Source organism: Neisseriaceae bacterium CLB008, assembly GCA_041228285.1.
GTDB lineage: Bacteria > Pseudomonadota > Gammaproteobacteria > Burkholderiales > Neisseriaceae > JAGNPU01.
In genome coordinates this window covers 2,584,325-2,603,901 of the sequence record CP166133.1, presented here as the reverse complement: position 1 = coordinate 2,603,901, position 19,577 = coordinate 2,584,325, and the positions used below count along the sequence as shown (strand labels likewise).

Genomic DNA, 19,577 nt, shown 5'->3' with positions numbered 1-19,577 from the left:
TGTTGAACTTAATGCTGTATTAACCGTCTATTAAGTATGTAGCATTTTTTTAAATCGAGATGGAGATGACTATGAGTAAAAAAGTATCCGCTAAAACCGAGGAAAAAAAAGAGCAATTGATCAAAGAAGTGCGCGAAGTATTGGACAGCGCTGAAGAGCTTTATGAGTCTGCCGCCGATGATGGCAGCGCAAAAGCGAAAGAGTTAAAGAAACGCCTGCAGGAGCGTATTGCTGACTGTAAAAGCCGTTTGCAAGATTTAGAAGGCGAAGTGGTAGAGCGGGCCAAAGAAATGGCCAAGCAAACCGACCAGCTGGTGCAGGACAATCCCTATAAGTTTGCCGGCGTGGCCGCAGCAGTAGGGTTCTTATTGGGTCTATTGGTTTCTAGACGTTAATCAGATGATGAATCATGGGGCTGCTGGCTATCTGGCCAAGCAGCCCCAATGCTATTAGGAGAAGCCGATGGCTCGATTAGGGTTTGGAGCGAGCGCCAATCGATTACTGAGCAATGTGTTGGATTTATTGTTCGTGCGGGTGCAGATGGCGCGCTTAGAGATGCAAACGCACAAAGACAATCTGGTGGCCAACGTGGTGTCTTTGATCCTAGTGGGCATCAGCGCTTTGATTGGCGTGGTCTGTTTACTGCTGGGGCTGAATGCCGTCTTGCCGCCGTTGGCCAAGGTTTGGGTATTCTTTGGCGTGGCCGTGGTGGCGCTTTTGGTGATGGTGTGGCTGTTGGTGGGCATGAATGCCCGCAAGCGTGACCAGAAACAGCTGCTCTCTGATACCTTGGTGGAGTTAAAAAATGATTTGTCCACTTTAAAAGGCAGAATCGATGCCTTAGACGATGAGTGATGTAGAGGAGGATGAGATGAAGCCAAGTCAAGATGTGGAAATGGCCTTGTTGAAATTAAAGGGCGAGGCGCTGCGGCTGCAAATATCGGCCGATGCGGCTCAAATGAAACAAACGGTGACCAAGCCTTATCGCTTGGTTTCAGAAGTAGGCGCCACCATGAGCTTATGGCCGTGGGCGCGGCTGGTGTTGAGCCAAACCAAGGGACGTAAGCTGAATAAGCCACTCAAGTGGGCGGCCATTTTGGGCATCGGCGCGTTTATCTGGCAAAGAATGCGCTAGGCTAGTGGTCTAGGCCAACCATTGAGGTAAATAGATATGACAACCCACGTACAGCGTGGGTTTTTTTGTGGCTGAGCGCTGTTCACAATGGTATTGTTCAATATGGTTTAACTAAAGTATGATTTGGGCCTTGGTAGCTGTATTTTTGTTGGCCTTTTTTTTTAATTTTTTGATTATAAATAATATTTTGTTTTTCGGCCTTGTATGTCTGAACGTTAAGCCCAAAGATGATCATTTTTGATTTAGAAAAACTAATGTGATGAGCGCACCCTTACCTCTTTTACCGCTGCGTACCTTTGTAGCCATTAGCCGCCACGGCAGCATTAAAGCTGCCGCGCAGGTTTTACACGTGACTTCGGGTGCGGTCAGTCAGCAGCTGCGCCAGCTTGAGGCCCATTTAGGGGTCAGCCTGTTTGTGCGTACGCGCGACGGTATGGTGTTGACGCCATCGGGCCAACAGATTTACCCAGTGTTGAGCCAGGCGTTTGATCAAATCAACAGCGTCACTGAGCTATTGGCGGCCACCAAGGCGCGGCCAACCTTAACCCTTAGTACGGTGCCGTCTTTTGCGGCCTCTTGGCTGGTGCCGCGCTTGAATCGGTTTCACGAACAATACCCTGATGTGGAAGTGAGGGTGGAGGCCACCCCCAAGCTAGTGGATCTCAAGCGCCAGCAGGTAGACATTGCCTTACGCCATGGCTTAGGCGTTTATCCAGGCCTGAAAAGCGTGCGCCTATTAGCGCCCGAGATGGTGCCCGTATTGAGCCCTCAGCTCTTGCTGCGCTATCCACCCATCAATGTGCCGGCAGATTGCTTGGCCTATCCGCTATTACAGGATGCCGATCGGGCCGATTGGCGGCTTTGGCTGCAGGCACATGGCGTCAGCAAAGATGAGCGCGCCGAGCGCGGTACCAGCTTTGAAGATGATTTTTTACTCTTAAAAGCGGCAGAAGCGGGCCAGGGCTTGGCCTTGGTGCAGGACGTATATGCACAAGAGTCGCTAGAGACGGGGCGTTTAGTGATGGCCATTGAGCGGCCATGGCCGGCTCGCTTTGCTTATTATGCAGTGATGCTGCACGAGACGGCTAAACGCCCAGAAGTGGCGCAGTTTTTGGCTTGGCTACAGGATGAGGCGGGCGTAACTTAAGGCTGATCGTGTCGAGTAGAGGCGTTAAAAAACCTGTCCGTAGTGGACAGGTTTTTTTTGGGTTCACCTTAGGCGGCTTTAAGCGTTTGTTCAATGGCCTGTTTGAGCTGGTCATCAATGCCTAAGGCCTGCTGTAGCTGGGCTAAATAGGCTTGTTCTGCTGGGTTTGTGCCGCCGTGGGCGCAGGCCGCTAGACTGGTCACGTAAATTTCGGTGGCCATTTGTGGGCTGTTGGCCAAGGCCGCTAACTCAGAGATATTAAGCGGCGCTTGCAGCGCTTGCTCAACCCAGGCTAAAGCATTGGGGTCATTGGTGTGCTGTTTGACCTGGGCCTGAATGGCTGTGCGCTCTGCTTCATCTAGGACGCCATCGGCTTTGGCCGCGTTGACGACGGCCAACAGCATGGCTTGGCTGCGCGCGCCGTCTTGGTCGTTTTGGGTGAACTGTTCGGGTTGGCTAAAGCCGTTCAATAAGCCCTTGACCGAATCCATTAGGTTGCCTGATTTGCCCGTGTTGGCGGCATAGTTTTGGTAGGCACGGTAGGCCAGTGTGGCTAAAGCAGCGCCGCCGCCTAATTTGGCTAAACCATTACTTTTACCCGATAGGAGGCTACCCAGCATGCCGCCACCGATGCCGCCAAGTAAGCCCTGTAACAGTGGATCTAAACCACTGCCAGTCGCGCCTGTATTGGCGTTTTCTGTAGCGCTTGAGGCCGGCGTTTGGGTCATGTTGCCGGCGGCTTTTAACAGCTGATCGAAGAGTCCTTTTCCATCTATCATGATGCGCTCCTGTGGGCCTGGCCCGAGAATGGTGGCTAAAAGTCCTGCAACAGGCAGATTCATACACTCACGCATCTGCCTACTTATCATAATATAAACTGTTTTAGGCAAGCGTTACGATTAATTTACCGCTGTTGCGGTTTTTTTCTAAATCAGCCAAGGCTTTAGGCGTTTCCGACCAAGGGTAGATGTGGTCAATAGAGGTGGTGAGCTGGCCGTTTATGATGGCGGGCAGGAGGGCTTTTAAGTCTTGTGTCAGCTGTTGCTTTAATGCCAATGGCTGACTGCGCAGCGTCGAGCCGATAATCTGCTGGCGCTTCATCAGCACGAGACCAAGATTTAAATCGGTTTTGTGACCGCCCATGATGCCGATGAACACCATTTTGCCGTCAAGGTTGAGCAGCTTTTGGTTGGCGGCAAAGTAGGGCGCGCCCACAGGATCGAGGATGAAGTCGACGCCGCCGTTGGCTTGAATGGCGTCTAATTGTTGTAACCAATCATCGGCCAGCCAAGCTTCATCGGCGCCTTGGGCGCTGAGATAAGCCAGCTTGTGTGGCGATCGGGTCGTGGCCAAAACATAGGCGCCACAGTGTTTGGCGTATTGAATGGCGGTGCTGCCCACGCCGCTGGCGCCGGCATGAATGAGCACGTTTTGGCCTGCTTGAATTCGGCCTAGGTGTTTGAGGTTCAGTAAAACAGTGAGCCATGCTTCTGGTACGGCGGCTGCTTGAGCCATGCTGAAGCCTTCGGGTACGGCCATGGCCATGTCTTCATTCAACACTGCATATTCGGCATAGGCTCCGCCGGCGACGAGGCCAAAGACGGCATCGCCAACGTTAAAACGGCTGTTGTCAGGTGCGTGTACGACTTCGCCCGCCATTTCTAGCCCAAGAATAGGGCTGGCGCCAGGTGGGGGCGGGTAGCGGCCTTCTTTTTGGGCCAGATCGGCTCGGTTCAGGCCGAAGGCATGAACCCGAACCAAGAGTTCACGTGCCTGTGCTTGAGGGGTTTCGGCTTCGCCTAAAACTAATTCTTGCTGGTGTATCAACCATGCTTGCATGAGGTGTCCTTTCTGATCCATTCGTATTTCATTGATGAGCGAAAATAGGCAAAACAGCGTACAATTAGGCGCATGGAAAAAACATGCTTTCACTGCGGGTTAGACGTGCCCGCCTCATTGGATTTGCCGATTCACATTGACGATGAGTCTCATCCAGCCTGCTGTGCGGGCTGTCAGGCCGTGGCCCAAAGCATCATTGATGCGGGGCTAGGCGCGTATTACACCCAGCGCACGCAAGAGGCCCAAAAGGCCGCCTTGCCGCCAGAGGACGTGTTGGCCCAACTCAGACTATATGACTTAGCCGAGGTTCAGTCTAGCTTTGTGTCGGTGAAAGAAGGCGATCGGCGCGAGGCGCTGTTGATGCTCGAAGGCATTACCTGCGCTGCCTGCGTGTGGTTGATCGAGCAACAGCTGCTGCGCTTACCAGGCGTCATCAACGTGGAGCTGAATTTCACCACCCATCGCGCCCGCGTCTTGTGGGATGAGGCGCAGGTGAAGCTGTCGGATATTTTACTGCGGGTGCAAAGCACGGGTTACACCGCCCATCCCTATGACGCCATGCGCTTTGAAGAGCAGGCCAAGAAAAGCCGTAAACAGGCTTTGACGCGGTTATGGGTGGCGGGGCTGTCGATGATGCAGGTGATGATGTATGCCGTGCCGGTCTATATTTCCAAAACGGGGGAGATTGAACCGACGTTTTTATGGCTATTGCACTGGACCAGCCTGATTTTAACCCTGCCTGTGGTGTTGTATTCGGCCACGCCGTTTTATCACGGCGCCTTGCGAGACCTAAAAAACAAGCGGGTGGGCATGGACACGCCGGTGGCGATTGCCGTGTTGCTGTCATTTCTAGCCAGTTTTTATGCGCTGGTGACCAAGGTCGAACACGGGATTTATTTTGATTCCATCTCGATGTTTGTGTTCTTGCTGCTGGGTGGGCGTTATTTAGAGCAGATCGCCCGGCGTAAGGCTGGCGATGCCACCGAGCGATTGATCAAGCTGGTGCCGGCTTTTTGCCACCGTTTGGTTGATTATCCACACAGCCAAGACGTGACTGAAGGCTTGGTGGCGAAGGCCGTGGTCGGTGATGTGTTGCTGGTGAAGGCCGGTGAAGTGATACCCGTCGATGGGGTGGTGCGTGAAGGTGAGGGCCAGGTCAATGAGGCCATGTTGACCGGTGAAAGCCGCCCTGTGGATAAGGCTGTGGCCAGCCACGTGACGGCAGGGACGTTAAATCTCCATAGCCCCTTAATCATTGAAACCGAAAAAACGGGCGATCAGACGCGTTTGGCGGCGATTGTGCGGCTGCTGGATCAGGCCTTGGGTCAAAAGCCGCGCCTGGCCGAGCTGGCCGATCGCTATGCCACTTGGTTTGTGGCCTTGCTGCTATTGGTGTCGGTGCTGACCTTCTTAGGTTGGACCTATTATGTTGATGCTGAGCGGGCGCTGTGGGTGACGGTGTCGTTGCTGGTGATCAGCTGCCCCTGTGCGCTGTCGCTGGCGACGCCGGCGGCCTTGGCCGCGGCGACGGGTAATTTGGCCTCTCAAGGGCTGCTGGTGAGTCGTTCGCACGCTTTGGAGACCATGGCCCAAGTCACCGACGTGGTGTTTGATAAAACAGGCACTCTGACGCATGGCCAGATGAGCGTGCGTGAAGTTTTGCCATTGGGTAGCCTCAGTGCAGAGCAGGCCCTACTGATTGCGGCGGCCTTGGAACAGCAGTCTGAGCACCCGATTGCACGTGCTTTTGTGGCGCCAGAAGGCTTGGCGTTGCCGTTGGTGACGCAGCTGGTTAATACCGCTGGCCAAGGCTTGACGGCCTTAGTGGACGGCGAGGCGTGGCGTATTGGTCGTGTCAGCTACGTAGCCCAAAGCGCCGGTGCCGTACCTGCTGCTTTAGCTGCTTGGGCGCCGGAAGCGACCATCGTGGCCCTAGGTAATGCGACAGGTTTTCAGGCTGCGTTTGCCTTAGATGATGTCATCAAAGACAGCGCTCAAGCCGCCGTCACCGATTTACAACGACAGGGGCTGAGGGTGCACGTGTTAAGCGGCGACCATCAGAGTGCGGTACAAAAATTGGCCACCACCATGGGTTTGGATGACCATACGGCAGAAGCCACGCCCGAGGATAAACTGGCCTATGTTGATGCCTTACAGGCAGCGGGTAAGTCGGTGTTAATGGTGGGTGATGGCATCAACGATGCACCGGTTTTGGCTAAGGCCAATGTGTCGATCGCCATGGGCAGCGGCGCCGATGTGGCGCAAGAGGGAGGCGACATGGTGTTGGTGAACAATGATTTGGCACTGGTGGCATCGGCGCATCAGGTGGCGAAAAAAACCCGTTTGATCATTCGAGAAAATTTAATTTGGGCGATGATGTATAACCTAGTGGCCATGCCTTTGGCCATTATGGGTGTGGTCACGCCGTGGATTGCGGCTTTTGGCATGGCCTGTAGTTCATTGCTGGTGTTGGGTAATGCGCTGCGTCTGTTGCGCAAACAGCCATAATATTTTCACAACAAAGGAAGAGAACATGAGATTCGAACAAAAAGTAGTGATGGTGACCGGTGGCGCCGCAGGCATTGGCCTGGCAACGGTGCAGCAGTTTGCTAAAGAAGGCGCGCAAGTCATCGTGTGCGACATGAACCAAGACGCCATCGACGTGGCGGTTTTGACCTGTCAAGGCTTGAGCGGCAAGGCTGTTGGGATGGTGATGGACGTTACCGACACCAATCAAATCGCCGCGGTACGGGAGCAGGTGCTGGCTCAGTTTGGTCGCCTAGACGTGTTGGTGAATAACGCCGGCATCGTGATGGACGCCCAGTTGTCGAAAATGACGGAAGATCAATTTGATCGCGTGATCGATGTGAATCTAAAAGGGACTTATAATGTGACTCGCGCTTGGATCGATGTGTTTTTGGCCCAGGCCAGCGGCGTGATTTTAAATGCTAGTTCGGTGGTGGGCGTGTACGGTAATTTTGGCCAAACCAACTATGCCGCCAGTAAGTTTGGCGTCATTGGTATGACCAAAACCTGGGCTAAAGAGCTGGGTCGTAAAGGCATTCGCTCGAACGCTGTCTGCCCTGGTTTTGTTGAAACCAGCATCTTGAAAGACATGCCTGAAGAAGTGATGGCCAAAATGGCTTCTGCCGTGCCGATGAAGCGTTTGGCGCAGCCAGAAGAGATTGCCAAAGTGTACGCCTTCTTGGCCAGCGATGACGCCAGTTACATCAATGGCGCGGCTTTAGAAGTCACCGGTGGTTTGACCATCTAGCCAGTAGGCCTCTTTGACGTTAAAAAGCCACCCTTGAGGTGGCTTTGTTGTTTAAACCGCAGAAGTGGCGGGACTGGGCGGTACCAGCTGTTGCAGCAGCTGGCGAATTTTTAAGATCACCTCTTGCTCCTGCTGTTCAGGGCTTTTCACCTGCTCTTGGGTTGTGGGGTGACGGCCAGCGGCCCAGCCCACTACGCCACACAGGTGGACGTAAGGCAAGCCCAGCTCGCGTGCAAGAACGGCCTCGGGCATGCCGGTCATGCCCAATAATTGAGCCCCGTCTTGCGCTAGTTTTTTGACTTCAGCCTTGGTTGGCAGGCGTGGACCCTGCATGCAGCCGTAGACGGCTTCGGTTTGGATGGGCGTTTTAGCCGCCGTCGCGGTGGCTAAAATCAAGCGACGTAAGGCTTTATCGTAAGGCTCGCTGAAGTCGACGTGGCTGACGTGGTTGCCCATGCCTTGATGGTAGGTGTGGGCTCGGCCATAGGTATAGTCGATGATGTCGTTGGGCAGGATTAAGCTGCCAGGCGGCATGTTGGCATCGGTACTGGTGACGGCGCCGACGGAAATGATGCTGGTGGCGCCGATTTCTTTCAGCGCCCAAATATTGGCGCGATAGTTGATTTCATGCGGTGCGATGTTGTGGCTGCTGCCGTGACGGGCCAAAAAGACAATTTCACGATCACCTAAGTGGCCAAACACCATGGGGCAGCTCGGATCACCATAAGGGGTGCGAATGATTTGACGGTGGGTAATAGTGAGTTCCGGTAGACGGGTTAAACCGCTGCCGCCGATGACTGCAAACATACGCAACACTCCTAAGAAGATAAGTTGATTGCCCATTCTAGCAGGTTTATGATGATTGTCATGCTCATTGACTTGGGTGATTTAACGTCATTGCTTATAATAGGGTTTATTTAACGCTTGAAGGATAGAGATGAAAACGTCTGCACGAAATCAGTTTCACGGAGTGATTAAGACCATTAAAGTGGGTGCCACCCACGACGAAGTCGTGCTGTCCTTGAGCGATGAGCAAACGGTGACCGCGATGGTGACGCAAGAAAGCACGGCTGCGATGGGCCTGAGCGTAGGTAAGGCTGCCGTCGCCTTGGTTAAAGCGCCATGGGTGGTGCTGTGTTCGCCTGATGATGAATATGTATATTCCACCCGCAATCAGTTCACCGGTAAGGTTGCCGGCGTGATTAAAGGCGCGGTAAATGCTGAGGTGTTTATTGACGTGAGTGCAGGCTTGAGCATGGCGGCCATTGTGACTAATGACAGCATTGATCGCTTGAACATTCAGCTAGGCGGCTTGGTGACGGCGATGTTTAAGGCGTCTCATGTGATTTTGGCGGTTAAGAAAAAGAGCCAGTAGGGCGCGGCCATTGCTTGGCGAATAGTGTGCGATAATACGCTCATTACTGTGAATGAATGATTTAAAAGATGACCCATAGTTTATCTAAAGACCCCTTACACGGCATTACCCTAGAGGCGATGCTGGTTGAGCTGCACCAGCTATACGGCTGGGAAGGTTTGGCCGAGCTGATTAACATCAACTGTTTTAAAAATGAGCCCAGCGTTAAGTCTAGCCTGAAATTTTTGCGCCGCACGCCGTGGGCGCGCGCTCAGGTTGAGGCTTTATATTTACGCGATGCGGCACGCTAGTTGACGCATGTAACATAAAAACGGCACGCTGGTTCAGCGTGCCGTTTTTGCGTGGTTTTTAAGCGTTTTATTATTAAGTTTTACTAATAAGAAGAAGCTTAGGTTTGGTTTGGTGCCAAAGCATGATTTATCGTATCGTTCTCTATGCTTTTTTACGTCTACAGCGTAGGCCCTTAAGCGTAGGGTGGGTCGTGACCCACGCGGGGTTTAAATGTAGCAAATGAATATAAATACGTTAAGAGCGGTGGGTAGGCTACGCTTTACCCACCCTACGCGACTTAGCGCCAACAAACCATGGGTTATAGTTTATGCTCGATCTACCTTGAAGTAGGATAGATCAAGGCCAGCCTGCTCATCTATTGCATGAGTTGCGTATCCGTAAGCACAAAGTTCATGAGGGTCTTATTTCCTTTCTCTATCAGGCCGCATGAGCGGGATTAAGCACAGCCTAATTATAAATAATTACTTAATAAAAAAGCCGAACGTTGATCAACGTTCGGCTTTTTTGTGTGGTTACGAGGCTAAAAATCAGGCTATACCGCATTATTTTTTATTTTTTCAATAAAAATAAGGCATTAAAGGCTAAAGCTCAAATAATCATTGACTTAAATCAAGGATGATAACGATAATGCGAGTGATTTTCATTTAATAAATATCGAATAACCTAACACAGAGACAGAGTGATGAAGCAAAAGCAAATCAGTATTTTGGTCGGCATGTTGTGCAGCAGCGCGATGCCAGCCGTATGGGCCGCCGCAACAGCGGAAGCCAAATTAGACGACGTGGTGGTGATCGCAGACCGTACCGAACAAAGTATTGATAAAACGGCGGCCAACGTCAGCGTCATCAATCGTAAGGGCTTGGATAAGGCGGGGGCTACCGACATTCGCAATGCGGTACGCTACGAACCTGGAGTGGAAGTAAATAGGGATGCCAAACGACAAGGTAATGCGAGCTACAATATTCGCGGCATTGATGGTAACCGAATTTTAATGATGATTGATGGTGTGCGGCTCCCTGAAGCTTATACTGGCGGTGGTACCAGTGGTGCTATTTCAGGTCGAGACATGGTCGAGTTTGATACATTACGCCAAATGGACATTGTGAAAGGTCCTTATTCATCGCTGTATGGCAGTGATGCTTTAGGGGGCGCCATCAACTTTGCAACCTATCGGCCAGCGGATTTTGTGGATGAAGATAAGCCTTGGTATTTGGGTTTAAAACAAAGCTATAGCAGCGCTAATAAAGGTCATGCAACGACGTTGACGGCGGCAGGCCAGCAAGGTATTGCGTCGGGTTTACTGATGATGACTAAGCGCAAGGCCGATGAATTTAAAAACCGCGGCAGCAATGACAGTCATTCGATTTTACGCACCAAACCGAATCCACAAGACGTCAGTGGCCATAATATATTGGCTAAAGGCGTACTGGCTGAAGGCGCACATAAGTTAGAGGCTTCTGCAGAATGGTTTAAGCGTACAACCGATACCGATATTTTGAACTATGATATTAATACTGACATGGTATCCGGTAAAATTGCCAATACGGCAGAAGACGAAGTACGTCGTCAGCGCTTAGGGTTAACCTATACTTACCAACCGTTAGATCAATTTTTTGATGAAATTGAAGTGGGTTTATCTCGTCAGAAATTGAAGGGTAAAGATACCGCTAAAGAGTATTTTGGTGGTCAAGTGGCTGAGCGTATGGTGTTTTCTGATTATGATTTTAATCAGACCATCGATACTTTGCATGCTCAAGGTAAAGCACGTTTCCAGCAAGGCAATATCACACATGCCGTCACTGCGGGCATCGAGTTGAAGCAAAATGAAACGGATCGTTTGACTAAGAAATATACTACCCGACCAGGTTCGGATGCGGTATTGACCAGTAATAAAAAGACCTTTCCCGATACCAAACGTAAAACCATTGGTGTGTATGTGCAAGATGCCATCACCTTTGATGGGGGCATCCGTTTAACGCCGGCTTTACGCTACACATACGAGCGCATCACGCCGTATATGGATGAAGCCTATCTGGCCAGTACACCTAACGTCATGCCTGAGCGTTTTTCAGATAGTGCTGTGTCGCCGAGCATTAGCTTGAGTGTGCCTTTAAGCCCAACAGATACTGGTTTTGTGACCTATTCAACCGGTTTTAGGGCTCCCCCGTTTGACAGTTCAATGATGTCTATGGCGAATAAAATGGGGATTATGTCGTATCAGATTTTGCCTAACCCGAATCTAAAGTCTGAGAAATCACAAAGTATTGAGTTGGGCCTGCGCCATAAGAGCAGTGATTTTGAAGGAAAGATAACCACGTTCTATAACCGCTATCGTGATTTTATTGGCGTGGAAGATTTGGGTAAACAGATTGTTGATGGACAGTCTTACAATACATCACGTTATGCCAATATTGGTAAGGTAACCACGTATGGTATTGAGGCCAGCGGTGCGTATCGAGTGGCTCAGAATTGGCAACTAAACGGTGCAGCATCTTGGATGCGTGGCTCTAATAAGAGTGCTGATACGCCATTAGAGACCGTAGCGCCGCCTAAATTGATATTGGGCGTGGGTTACGATACAGCACAATGGGGTGCCAACTTAGATTGGACATTGTCGGCGAAACATAAGCGGGTATCTAATAAGAGTAAATACGTTCAGGCACCAGGTTATGGCATTGTTGATTTGACAGGGTATTGGAACATCAATAAGCATGCCAAGCTCAACGTGGGGGTGTATAACCTGGGGGATAAGAAATACTGGGAATACTTAGACATTCGTAACTATGCTTTAAGTGATGTGTCTTATTTAGACTTTAACAGTCAGGTGGGCCGTAACGTAGCCGCCTCACTACAAATCAAGTTCTAATTATCTTGCCCTTGGGGTTGTTGCGCGTAACGCAATAAAACCAAGGGCTTTTGGCTTTGTGTGACACAAAAATCGGGAAAAGCCTTGACGTAAACAGGAATGATAACAATAATGCGACTAATTATCGTTAATGTCGTATTGTATAAACGGCTGCCTATTTTATAGGACTGCCACGGAGAGTAAACACATGAATCAAGCAATCAATCACTGGGATGCCTTTTTAGCCCTTAAAGAGGCACAACCTGGCCTGCGTCAGCGTGAAGGCGCAGAGCAGTTGAATATTGGTGAGGGCGCCTTGTTGGCACATGCACCTGGCGTGGTGTATTTGGGCACCGACATCCGTGCGATTTTGCCTAAACTGGCCACCGTTGGCCCCGTGCAATGTACCGTGCGCAATGATTTTGCCGTACATGAAAAAGTGGGCCTATACGAAAACCTAAACATTTCACCTATGTTCGGCCTTGCCGTCAACGTGGGCGGTATTGATTTGCGCTTATTCATGAAGCGTTGGCAGCATGCTTTTGCGTTCGAAAGCGTGGGGCATGGCGGTAAAACCTTACGTTCGATTCAGTTTTACGATGAATACGGTTTGGCTTTGCAAAAAGTGTATTTGCAGGATGAAGCCTATTTACCGGTATGGCAGGGCATTATTGATGAATTCAAAACCACAGACGTGGCTGAATTTAAAACCGGCTTTCAACGGGAAGAAAAAGCCCCGCGCGATTTAAATAGCGATGAATTGGTGGCCTTTCATCAACGTTGGTTGGGCATGAAAGACGTGCATCAATTTAATGTACTCATCGGTGAATACGGATTAAGCCGTACCGATGCCTTTAAAATTGCGCCGGCTGGCTTTGCCTATCGTATGGAAGGCAATGCCGCGATTGAGGCAGCCTATACTGCGGCCGTGGCCAAGGGCACGCCCATCATGACTTTCGTGGGTAACCGTGGCGTGGTGCAGATTGAAACTGGCGTAGTGCATAACTTAAAGCGCATGAGCGGCTGGTTGAATATTTTTGACAGCAAAGAGAATGGCTTTGTGCTGCACCTTAAAGACGAAGGCATTACCGAAGTATGGATGGTGTGTCGCCCAACCAAAGATGGTTTGGTGACTTGCCTCGAGGCTTTTGATGCCAATGGTGACATTGTGTTGACCCTGTTTGGTCAGCGTTTGGAAGGTGAACAAGAATTGAGCGCTTGGCGCGACATCGTCACTGAGGTGACTGGCCAGGCGATTCCAGAGGAAGCCTTGTTATGATTAAAAAGGCAGGACTATTATTGTCTTTATGCCTCATCACCTCCGTTGCCTTCGCGCAACGGGTGGTGGTGCTAACCCCAGACGTGGCCGATATTGTGGTGGCGATTGGGGCTCAGGCCAATGTGGTGGGTAAAGATGACCAGAGCAAACACCATCAAAGCCTTGCCAAGGCTAAAAGCATAGGCGTGTATCGGACGCTGTCGCCTGAACCGATTTTGGCTCAAAATCCCGATTTGGTAGTGGGTAGTTGGATGGCTCAGCCCACGACTATTTATAATCAGTTGAATAAATTGGGCATCAAAAGCGTGAACGTAGCGGCTGATGAAGCCGGTAGCGACTTCGCCCCCGGTATTGAAAAATTAGGTCAGCTTTTGGGTAAGCCTGCTCAGGCGAATGCCCTGGCTCAAAAATGGCGTCAAGGCATGAAGCAGCGCCCGGCCAATAAAAAGCGTTATATCCTTAGCTACGATGGCCGTATGGTCGCGGGTAAAGGTACGGTGGGTGATTTGTTGATTCGTTTGGCCGGTGGCGTGAACGCGGCGGCCAACATCAATGGCGTGAAGCCTTTGTCGCGCGAAGGCTGGTTGCAGGCGAATCCAGACGTGGTGATTATTGCGGATCATAACCTATCGGTAGTCGGTGGCAGCTTGGCGGCTTACAAACAGCAGCCAGAATTAAAAAGCAGCCCCGCAGTGAAAAACAATAAGGTTCAGGCTTGGGCGGCAAAAGACTTTTTACGCCTTGGTTTAGATAGCCCTAAAGTCGTTGATCAACTACATGCGTTAGGACGTTAAGTGGTGGGTATTGCCCTGAATCGCAGCCCTAAGTGGCTGCGATATAGTTTATGTGTCGCTTTAGCGGCGGTGTTGGTGTGGTTTTGCTTAGGCGTTGGTCTAGGCGGCTGGACCAATCCGAGTGAAATTCCCGAAGCCCTATGGGGCATTCGTTGGCCACGTATTGCCGTGGCATTGATGGTAGGTGGCGCGTTGGCCTGTAGCGGCGCTGCTTTACAGGCCCTGTTTGGTAACCCTTTGGCCGACCCAAGCTTAATCGGTACCTCTAGCGGTGCCGCCTTAGGCGTGGTGCTGGTGTTGGCGTTTGGCCTGGGTGGCATGGGCGTGCCGTTGGCGGCATTTGTGGGCGCCGTGGCGGCCTGTTTATTTGTACTCAGCACCCATCATTTGTTTGGCGGTGGCCGTTTGGGCTTATTGATAATTGGCTTTGTGGTCAGCGCGTTCTGTGGCGCCGTGGTCAGCTTGATTTTATTCTTGTCCGACGACATGGTGCTGCGTAGCGCCACCGTGTGGTTGGCCGGTAGTCTGGCTGGTGCGGGCTTTGTGCCCATTTACTATGCCTTAGCGGTGATGGTGGTGGGCTGGCTGGTGTTGCTGTGGGTAGGGCGAGATTTGGATTGCCTGATGCTGGGTGAAGAAACCGCTCTGTCCATGGGGGTGAACCTCAACCGAACTAAATTAGTCACCGTGATTGGGGCCGCTTTGTTGACCGGTGCTGCCGTGTCGCTGTCCGGCGTCATCGGTTTTGTGGGCATGATGGTGCCGAATGTTTTGTCGGCCGTGTGCGGCGGTGGTCGTGGCCGTTTGATGCTGCTGTCTGGCATTGTAGGCGCATTGTTCCTGCTGCTGATCGACAGTGCGTCGCGTCATGTGGCCTATCCGATTGATTTGCCGGTGGGTATTGTGATTTCTCTATTGGGGGCACCGTTCTTCTTGTGGCTGTTCTTAAAAGGCAATAAGGGGCGGGCATGAAGCATCATTCGGTGTTTGAGATTAAGGGGTTGGTGGTTAGCCACCAGCAGCGAACCGTGTTGTCGATTGACGCTTTGAGCCTGCCATGGGGACAGGCAACGGCGATTATTGGCCCCAACGGCGCGGGTAAGAGTACCTTGCTCAAGGCGTTATTGGGTCAATACCCCTGCGCAGATTTAACCTGCATGGGGCTGTCGGCACAGGACGCAACGCGCCAAGGCAAGATTGCCTGGGTGGGGCAGCACGAGCTTTTTGGGACGCCGTTGACGGTAGAGGAATATGCCTTATTAGGGCGTTACCCACACTTGTCATGGTTTGCGCGGCCAACGGCTGCTGATCGGGCCAAGGTGAGCCGGTTGTTGGCTCAGTTTGAGCTCACCCATCTGGCCGAGAAGCGCATTGGGGTGCTGTCCGGCGGTGAGCAGCAGCGTGCGGCCATGGTGAGGGCGTTGATGCAGGAGACAGAGGTTTTGCTGTTGGATGAACCCAGTAATCACCTCGACATTAAGCATCAGCATCAGCTGATGCGCTGCCTACAGCCTGATGCCTTAGGCCAGTCGTTAACCACGGTGATGGTGTTGCATGACCTAAGCTTGGCGGCTAATTACGCCAAACACATTGTGTTACTGAGTAAGGGGGAGGTATTGGCGGAAGGGTCGGTTGCCGAAGTGATGACGGCCGATCATTTAAGTCGCGCCTATGGATGGGCCATTAAGCCTTATCGTCATCCTGGTGGCGATTGGGCGTTTGATACCTTTGCGCGCTGATGAATGCGGCAAAAAACCACCGCTTCGTCGGTGGTTTTTTTATGGCTAGGGTTTAACGTAGGCGCAGTGCTTTACGCCAGCCAACGATGCCAAAGCCAAGCGCAACCAAGCCTATTCCTTGCAGTAGGCTGCTAAGCATGTTCAGAGCTGTACTGCCTTGGTTGGCAGAGCCTATGGCCTGTGCGGCATCAAGGTTTTGGCCCTGTGCCTTGATGGCGGCCACCATGCCTGGTTCACGGCATTTATCCAAGAGGGTGGGATCGTCGCTGTTGTTGGCTTTAAGGCTGGCTTCACAGGCTTCACGGTCTTTTTTACTGACGGTGGCGCCGCTGCCCTTGAGAAGCCAGCCTAAGGTGAGGCCGATGAGGCCAATCAGAATTAGGGTTCTGGGACTGATTCGATTCATGATGATGTCCTTTTTGTGGCTGGGTCTAGTCAGCGTAAAAGGCTTCTGTTTTCATGACAATGAAATTTTTGTGCGAGTGTGGGATAAGCGCTTTAGGTGTATGCGATATGCCACAATTAGGGCTTTTCGATGTGGAATGTGGTTGAAAGAAGTGAAAGAAACCTTAAAAATAGCTTAAACTACGATCCCATTAATGTGAATGAGCGTATGAAAAAAGTAGAAGCTTTCATTGAGCAGTTGATATATGTGTCGCGCTGGCTGTTGGCGCCGATTTATCTTGGTTTGTCCTTGGCATTACTGATGCTGGGCATCATCTTTTTTAAAGAAGCGTTTCACACGCTGCAAATTATTTTTACGATTACAGAAGCCGATTTGATTTTACAGGTGTTGGCTTTGGTCGACTTAGCCTTGGTTGGTGGCTTGATCGTGATGGTGATGATTTCTGGCTATGAAAACTTTGTGTCACAGCTGAATTTAGATGAAGACGCGGATAAGCTGAATTGGCTAGGCACCATGGACGCCAGCTCGTTAAAAATGAAGGTGGCAGCGTCGATTGTGGCGATTTCATCGATTCATTTATTGCGTATTTTTATGAAGCTGGAGCAGGTGGATGCGGATAAGATCAAATGGTATATCTTGATTCATTTGACCTTTGTGCTGTCTGCTTTTGCCATGGGCTATTTAGATAAGCTCACCCACAGCAAGCATTAAACAGGACACCATCAGCCCAGCCTTTGTGCTGGGCTTTTTTGTAGCCGCGGCTTGAGGCTAGAGGCTCAATATGGCTTGGTTTCTAATGCTAAGAGGCCAGTTAAGGTTTTGTGCAATAAGGTATAGCAGTCGGTCTTGGTGAGTTCGTTTGATCTGATGAGGGTGCAGGCACGTTCCGCAGCAGCAAAGAATATAATGAGCCTAGATCTTAAGTCGTTCAGGTTGGTCGGTAGGTAGGGACTGAGGCCATGGATACATCTACTTAATAAATCGGTATAGCAGGCCTGTTGCTCCTCTTCGATTTGAGATTGGAGGCCAGCTTGGATGTATTCTAGCAGCGCCCCTGTTTGAGCCATGCAGTCCATGTAGGTGTGAATCAAGCGCTCGATGCGGGCGGTGAGGCCAATATCTGCCTGGGCGAAAACTTGGTCTAATTGTTCGGTGTAATGGGCTTCGAGGTGGTTAAACAGTGCCAGTAATAAACCTTGTTTACTGCCAAAGTGTTCATAAGCGATGGGTTTGGATACGCCGGCCTGTTCTGCAACGGTGGCTAAAGTGAGTTTGTCGGCGCCGACTTCAACGATATGGGTAGCCGCTACGGCTAAAAGTTGTTGGCGGCGGTCGGATTTATTGAGGCGTTTTTTCATAAAGCTCTTGACGTGAAAATAGGAAATGAAGTAACTTACTTGTAGTAAGTTACTAATGGAAAGTTATCGTATGAACACCCTCATTGTGGTATCCCATCCAGATCAAACGTCATTTAGCCATGCTTGGGCACGGCGACATGAGCAGATGTTGGTGGCCGACCAAGCTAATATAGTCGATTTTGTCGATTTACATCAAGAGCAGTTTAATCCCGCCATGGGTGCAGCAGATTTAAATGCCTACCGAACGGGTGCTGCTGTGGCCACTGATGTGGCGGCGATGCAGCAGCGTTTAAGTCGTGCTGATGAGTGGGTTTTGGTTAGCCCAATTTATTGGTGGGGCTTACCAGCAATGCTCAAGGGGTGGTTGGATCGGGTGTTGACGCGAGGCTTTGCCTATGAGGATCAGGATCAGGAACAGCCCTTGCGCGGCTTGCTGCAGGATAAAAAAGTGAGTGTGCTGTTACACGGCGCTGTCGATGAGGCTACGTTTCGAAAATATGGTTACGATGAATTATTGGTGACGCAGTTACAGCTGGGTGTGTTTGGTTATTGTGGCGTCGATAATGTGCATTTGGATTTTGTGTATGGTACCGAGCGTGCCGATTTTGACGGGGCCAGGGTATTGGCGACACGTTATGGACCATCCCACTAGAGTTGAACGTTGCCTTGAAATAATAAAAACGACCCTTAAGGGTCGTTTTTATGTGGTTTAGTGCTTAGATGCGCTTGGCCAATTCTTCGGCCTTGCCCAAGTAAGTGTCTGGACGTAGAGCCAATAGCTTGGTTTTTTCAGCATCTGGAATCGCGAGGCCTTCAATGAAGACTTTAAGCGTTTCGGGGGTGATGCCGCCTTTGCCGCGGGTCAGATCTTTTAGCTGCTCGTATGGGTTTTCAACCGCATAGCGACGCATCACGGTTTGAATGGGTTCAGCCAATAGCTCCCAAGTGGCGTCTAGGTCGGCCAATAGGGCAGCAGCATTGGTTTCTAGCTTGTTCAAGCCGCGAATGTGGGCGCTCCAACCCAGTACCGAATAGCCTAAGCCTACGCCCATATTGCGCAATACGGTGCTGTCGGTCAGGTCACGCTGCCAGCGAGACACGGGCAGTTTTTCAGCTAAATGGCCCAAGACCGCATTGGCTAAACCTAGGTTGCCTTCTGAGTTTTCAAAGTCAATCGGGTTAACCTTGTGCGGCATGGTTGAGCTGCCTACTTCACCGGCTTTTACTTTTTGTTTAAAGTAGCCTAGAGAGATGTAGCCCCAAACGTCGCGGTTGAAGTCGATCAAAATGGTGTTGATGCGGCTCACTACGTGGAAGTATTCGGCGATGTAGTCGTGTGGCTCAATTTGAATGGTGTAAGGGTTAAAGCTGATGCCTAGGCCTTCAACAAAGCTTTGGCAATGAGCTTCCCAGTCCACTTCAGGGTAGGCCACCATGTGGGCATTGTAGTTGCCGACGGCGCCGTTGATTTTACCCAAGAAGGTTTGCGCGCCTAAGGCGTCGATTTGGCGATTCAAGCGCGCCACCACGTTGGCCAATTCTTTGCCTAAAGTGGTTGGGGTAGCGGGCTGGCCGTGAGTACGGCTCATCATCGGCATGGCGGCAAACTCGTGGGCCATGTCGGTCAGTTTAGCCGTGATCGCGGCTAGGGCAGGCTTGATGGCTTCGTCGCGAGAAGCTTTGAGCATCAAGGCGTGGCTTAAGTTATTGATGTCTTCGCTGGTGCAGGCAAAGTGAATGAATTCGCTTACCGCTAAGACTTCAGGAACAGCGCTAAAACGTTCTTTTAGCCAATATTCAATCGCTTTAACGTCATGGTTGGTGCGCGCTTCAATGGCTTTAACCGCTTCGGCATCATCCAAAGAGAATTCGGCAATCACCTGATCAATTTCTTTGATGGTGAATTCGCTAAACTCAGGCACTTCTTTGATTTTAGGGTTGCGAGAAAGGGCTTTAAGCCATTCTAGTTCAACTTGAACACGGCATTTCATTAGGCCATATTCTGAAAAAATAGGGCGTAATGCTTCAACTTGTTTGCCGTAGCGGCCATCTAAAGGGGAAAGGGCAATGATTGGGTTTAACATGCGGGTCTCTT

General features: G+C 50.9%; 21 protein-coding genes. 15 read left to right on the top strand and 6 right to left on the bottom strand.

Annotated features, from left to right (window positions below):
* The first annotated feature begins 71 nt into the window (after positions 1-71).
* The 4 genes from AB8Q18_12070 to AB8Q18_12055 all read left to right on the top strand — a co-directional run bounded on the left by AB8Q18_12070 (position 72) and on the right by AB8Q18_12055 (position 2,282).
* Positions 72-395, top strand: coding sequence for a YqjD family protein (locus AB8Q18_12070; protein ID XDZ50907.1), 324 nt, complete (start codon positions 72-74; stop codon positions 393-395).
* Positions 396-462: 67 nt separating this feature from the next.
* Complete coding sequence (locus tag AB8Q18_12065) at positions 463-855, top strand: phage holin family protein (GenBank protein ID XDZ50906.1); 393 nt, start codon at positions 463-465, stop codon at positions 853-855.
* 16 nt (positions 856-871) lie between these two features.
* Positions 872-1,135, top strand: a complete 264-nt coding sequence (locus AB8Q18_12060) for a hypothetical protein (protein XDZ50905.1) — start codon at positions 872-874, stop codon at positions 1,133-1,135.
* A gap of 259 nt (positions 1,136-1,394) precedes the next feature.
* Entirely contained in the window at positions 1,395-2,282 is an 888-nt protein-coding gene (locus AB8Q18_12055) for a LysR substrate-binding domain-containing protein (GenBank protein ID XDZ50904.1), read from the top strand.
* A 68-nt stretch (positions 2,283-2,350) separates the two neighbouring features.
* Here AB8Q18_12055 and AB8Q18_12050 read toward each other — a convergent pair whose 3' ends face one another.
* On the bottom strand, positions 2,351-3,061 hold the full coding sequence (locus AB8Q18_12050; GenBank protein ID XDZ50903.1) for a tellurite resistance TerB family protein: 711 nt from the start codon (positions 3,059-3,061) through the stop codon (positions 2,351-2,353).
* Positions 3,062-3,164: 103 nt separating this feature from the next.
* A complete protein-coding gene (locus tag AB8Q18_12045) occupies positions 3,165-4,121 on the bottom strand; it encodes an NAD(P)H-quinone oxidoreductase (GenBank protein ID XDZ50902.1) in 957 nt (318 codons plus the stop codon).
* Between the two features lie 72 nt (positions 4,122-4,193).
* On the opposite strand from AB8Q18_12045, the gene AB8Q18_12040 reads away from it, so the two are divergent.
* Together AB8Q18_12040 and fabG are read left to right on the top strand one after the other, a co-directional pair.
* A complete protein-coding gene (locus AB8Q18_12040; protein XDZ50901.1) occupies positions 4,194-6,629 on the top strand; it encodes a heavy metal translocating P-type ATPase in 2,436 nt (811 codons plus the stop codon).
* Positions 6,630-6,654: 25 nt separating this feature from the next.
* Positions 6,655-7,395, top strand: coding sequence for a 3-oxoacyl-ACP reductase FabG (gene fabG, locus AB8Q18_12035; protein XDZ50900.1), 741 nt, complete (start codon positions 6,655-6,657; stop codon positions 7,393-7,395).
* A 51-nt stretch (positions 7,396-7,446) separates the two neighbouring features.
* Here fabG and AB8Q18_12030 read toward each other — a convergent pair whose 3' ends face one another.
* On the bottom strand, positions 7,447-8,202 hold the full coding sequence (locus tag AB8Q18_12030) for an S-methyl-5'-thioinosine phosphorylase (GenBank protein XDZ50899.1): 756 nt from the start codon (positions 8,200-8,202) through the stop codon (positions 7,447-7,449).
* A 130-nt stretch (positions 8,203-8,332) separates the two neighbouring features.
* On the opposite strand from AB8Q18_12030, the gene AB8Q18_12025 reads away from it, so the two are divergent.
* The 7 genes from AB8Q18_12025 to AB8Q18_11995 all read left to right on the top strand — a co-directional run bounded on the left by AB8Q18_12025 (position 8,333) and on the right by AB8Q18_11995 (position 15,718).
* Positions 8,333-8,770, top strand: a complete 438-nt coding sequence (locus AB8Q18_12025; protein ID XDZ50898.1) for a molybdopterin-binding protein — start codon at positions 8,333-8,335, stop codon at positions 8,768-8,770.
* A 68-nt stretch (positions 8,771-8,838) separates the two neighbouring features.
* On the top strand, positions 8,839-9,060 hold the full coding sequence (locus AB8Q18_12020; protein ID XDZ50897.1) for a VF530 family DNA-binding protein: 222 nt from the start codon (positions 8,839-8,841) through the stop codon (positions 9,058-9,060).
* A 683-nt stretch (positions 9,061-9,743) separates the two neighbouring features.
* Positions 9,744-11,927 carry a TonB-dependent hemoglobin/transferrin/lactoferrin family receptor gene (locus AB8Q18_12015; GenBank protein XDZ50896.1) on the top strand — a complete coding sequence of 728 codons (2,184 nt, stop codon included), beginning with the start codon at positions 9,744-9,746 and terminating at the stop codon, positions 11,925-11,927.
* 187 nt (positions 11,928-12,114) lie between these two features.
* On the top strand, positions 12,115-13,185 hold the full coding sequence (locus tag AB8Q18_12010) for a hemin-degrading factor (protein ID XDZ50895.1): 1,071 nt from the start codon (positions 12,115-12,117) through the stop codon (positions 13,183-13,185).
* Positions 13,182-13,979, top strand: coding sequence for a hemin ABC transporter substrate-binding protein (locus AB8Q18_12005; protein XDZ50894.1), 798 nt, complete (start codon positions 13,182-13,184; stop codon positions 13,977-13,979). The genes AB8Q18_12010 and AB8Q18_12005 overlap by 4 nt, the downstream gene beginning before the upstream one ends.
* Positions 13,980-13,988: 9 nt before the next feature.
* On the top strand, positions 13,989-14,951 hold the full coding sequence (locus AB8Q18_12000; GenBank protein ID XDZ52932.1) for a FecCD family ABC transporter permease: 963 nt from the start codon (positions 13,989-13,991) through the stop codon (positions 14,949-14,951).
* A complete protein-coding gene (locus AB8Q18_11995; GenBank protein ID XDZ50893.1) occupies positions 14,948-15,718 on the top strand; it encodes an ABC transporter ATP-binding protein in 771 nt (256 codons plus the stop codon). Before AB8Q18_12000 ends, AB8Q18_11995 begins: the two co-directional genes overlap by 4 nt.
* Positions 15,719-15,770: 52 nt before the next feature.
* Here AB8Q18_11995 and AB8Q18_11990 read toward each other — a convergent pair whose 3' ends face one another.
* Positions 15,771-16,124: a hypothetical protein gene (locus AB8Q18_11990; GenBank protein XDZ50892.1), complete on the bottom strand. Its 354-nt coding sequence runs from the start codon at positions 16,122-16,124 to the stop codon at positions 15,771-15,773.
* A gap of 207 nt (positions 16,125-16,331) precedes the next feature.
* On the opposite strand from AB8Q18_11990, the gene AB8Q18_11985 reads away from it, so the two are divergent.
* Positions 16,332-16,835: a TIGR00645 family protein gene (locus AB8Q18_11985; GenBank protein ID XDZ50891.1), complete on the top strand. Its 504-nt coding sequence runs from the start codon at positions 16,332-16,334 to the stop codon at positions 16,833-16,835.
* 65 nt (positions 16,836-16,900) lie between these two features.
* Here AB8Q18_11985 and AB8Q18_11980 read toward each other — a convergent pair whose 3' ends face one another.
* The gene (locus AB8Q18_11980; protein XDZ50890.1) at positions 16,901-17,482 is read right to left on the bottom strand and encodes a TetR/AcrR family transcriptional regulator; all 582 of its coding nucleotides are present in this window, start codon (positions 17,480-17,482) and stop codon (positions 16,901-16,903) included.
* Positions 17,483-17,552: 70 nt separating this feature from the next.
* Between AB8Q18_11980 and AB8Q18_11975 the strand changes: the two genes are divergently transcribed.
* Positions 17,553-18,134, top strand: coding sequence for an NAD(P)H-dependent oxidoreductase (locus AB8Q18_11975; GenBank protein ID XDZ50889.1), 582 nt, complete (start codon positions 17,553-17,555; stop codon positions 18,132-18,134).
* 64 nt (positions 18,135-18,198) lie between these two features.
* Here the strand turns inward: AB8Q18_11975 and purB are convergent, their stop codons facing one another.
* On the bottom strand, positions 18,199-19,566 hold the full coding sequence (gene purB / locus AB8Q18_11970; GenBank protein ID XDZ50888.1) for an adenylosuccinate lyase: 1,368 nt from the start codon (positions 19,564-19,566) through the stop codon (positions 18,199-18,201).
* Positions 19,567-19,577 lie beyond the last annotated feature (11 nt).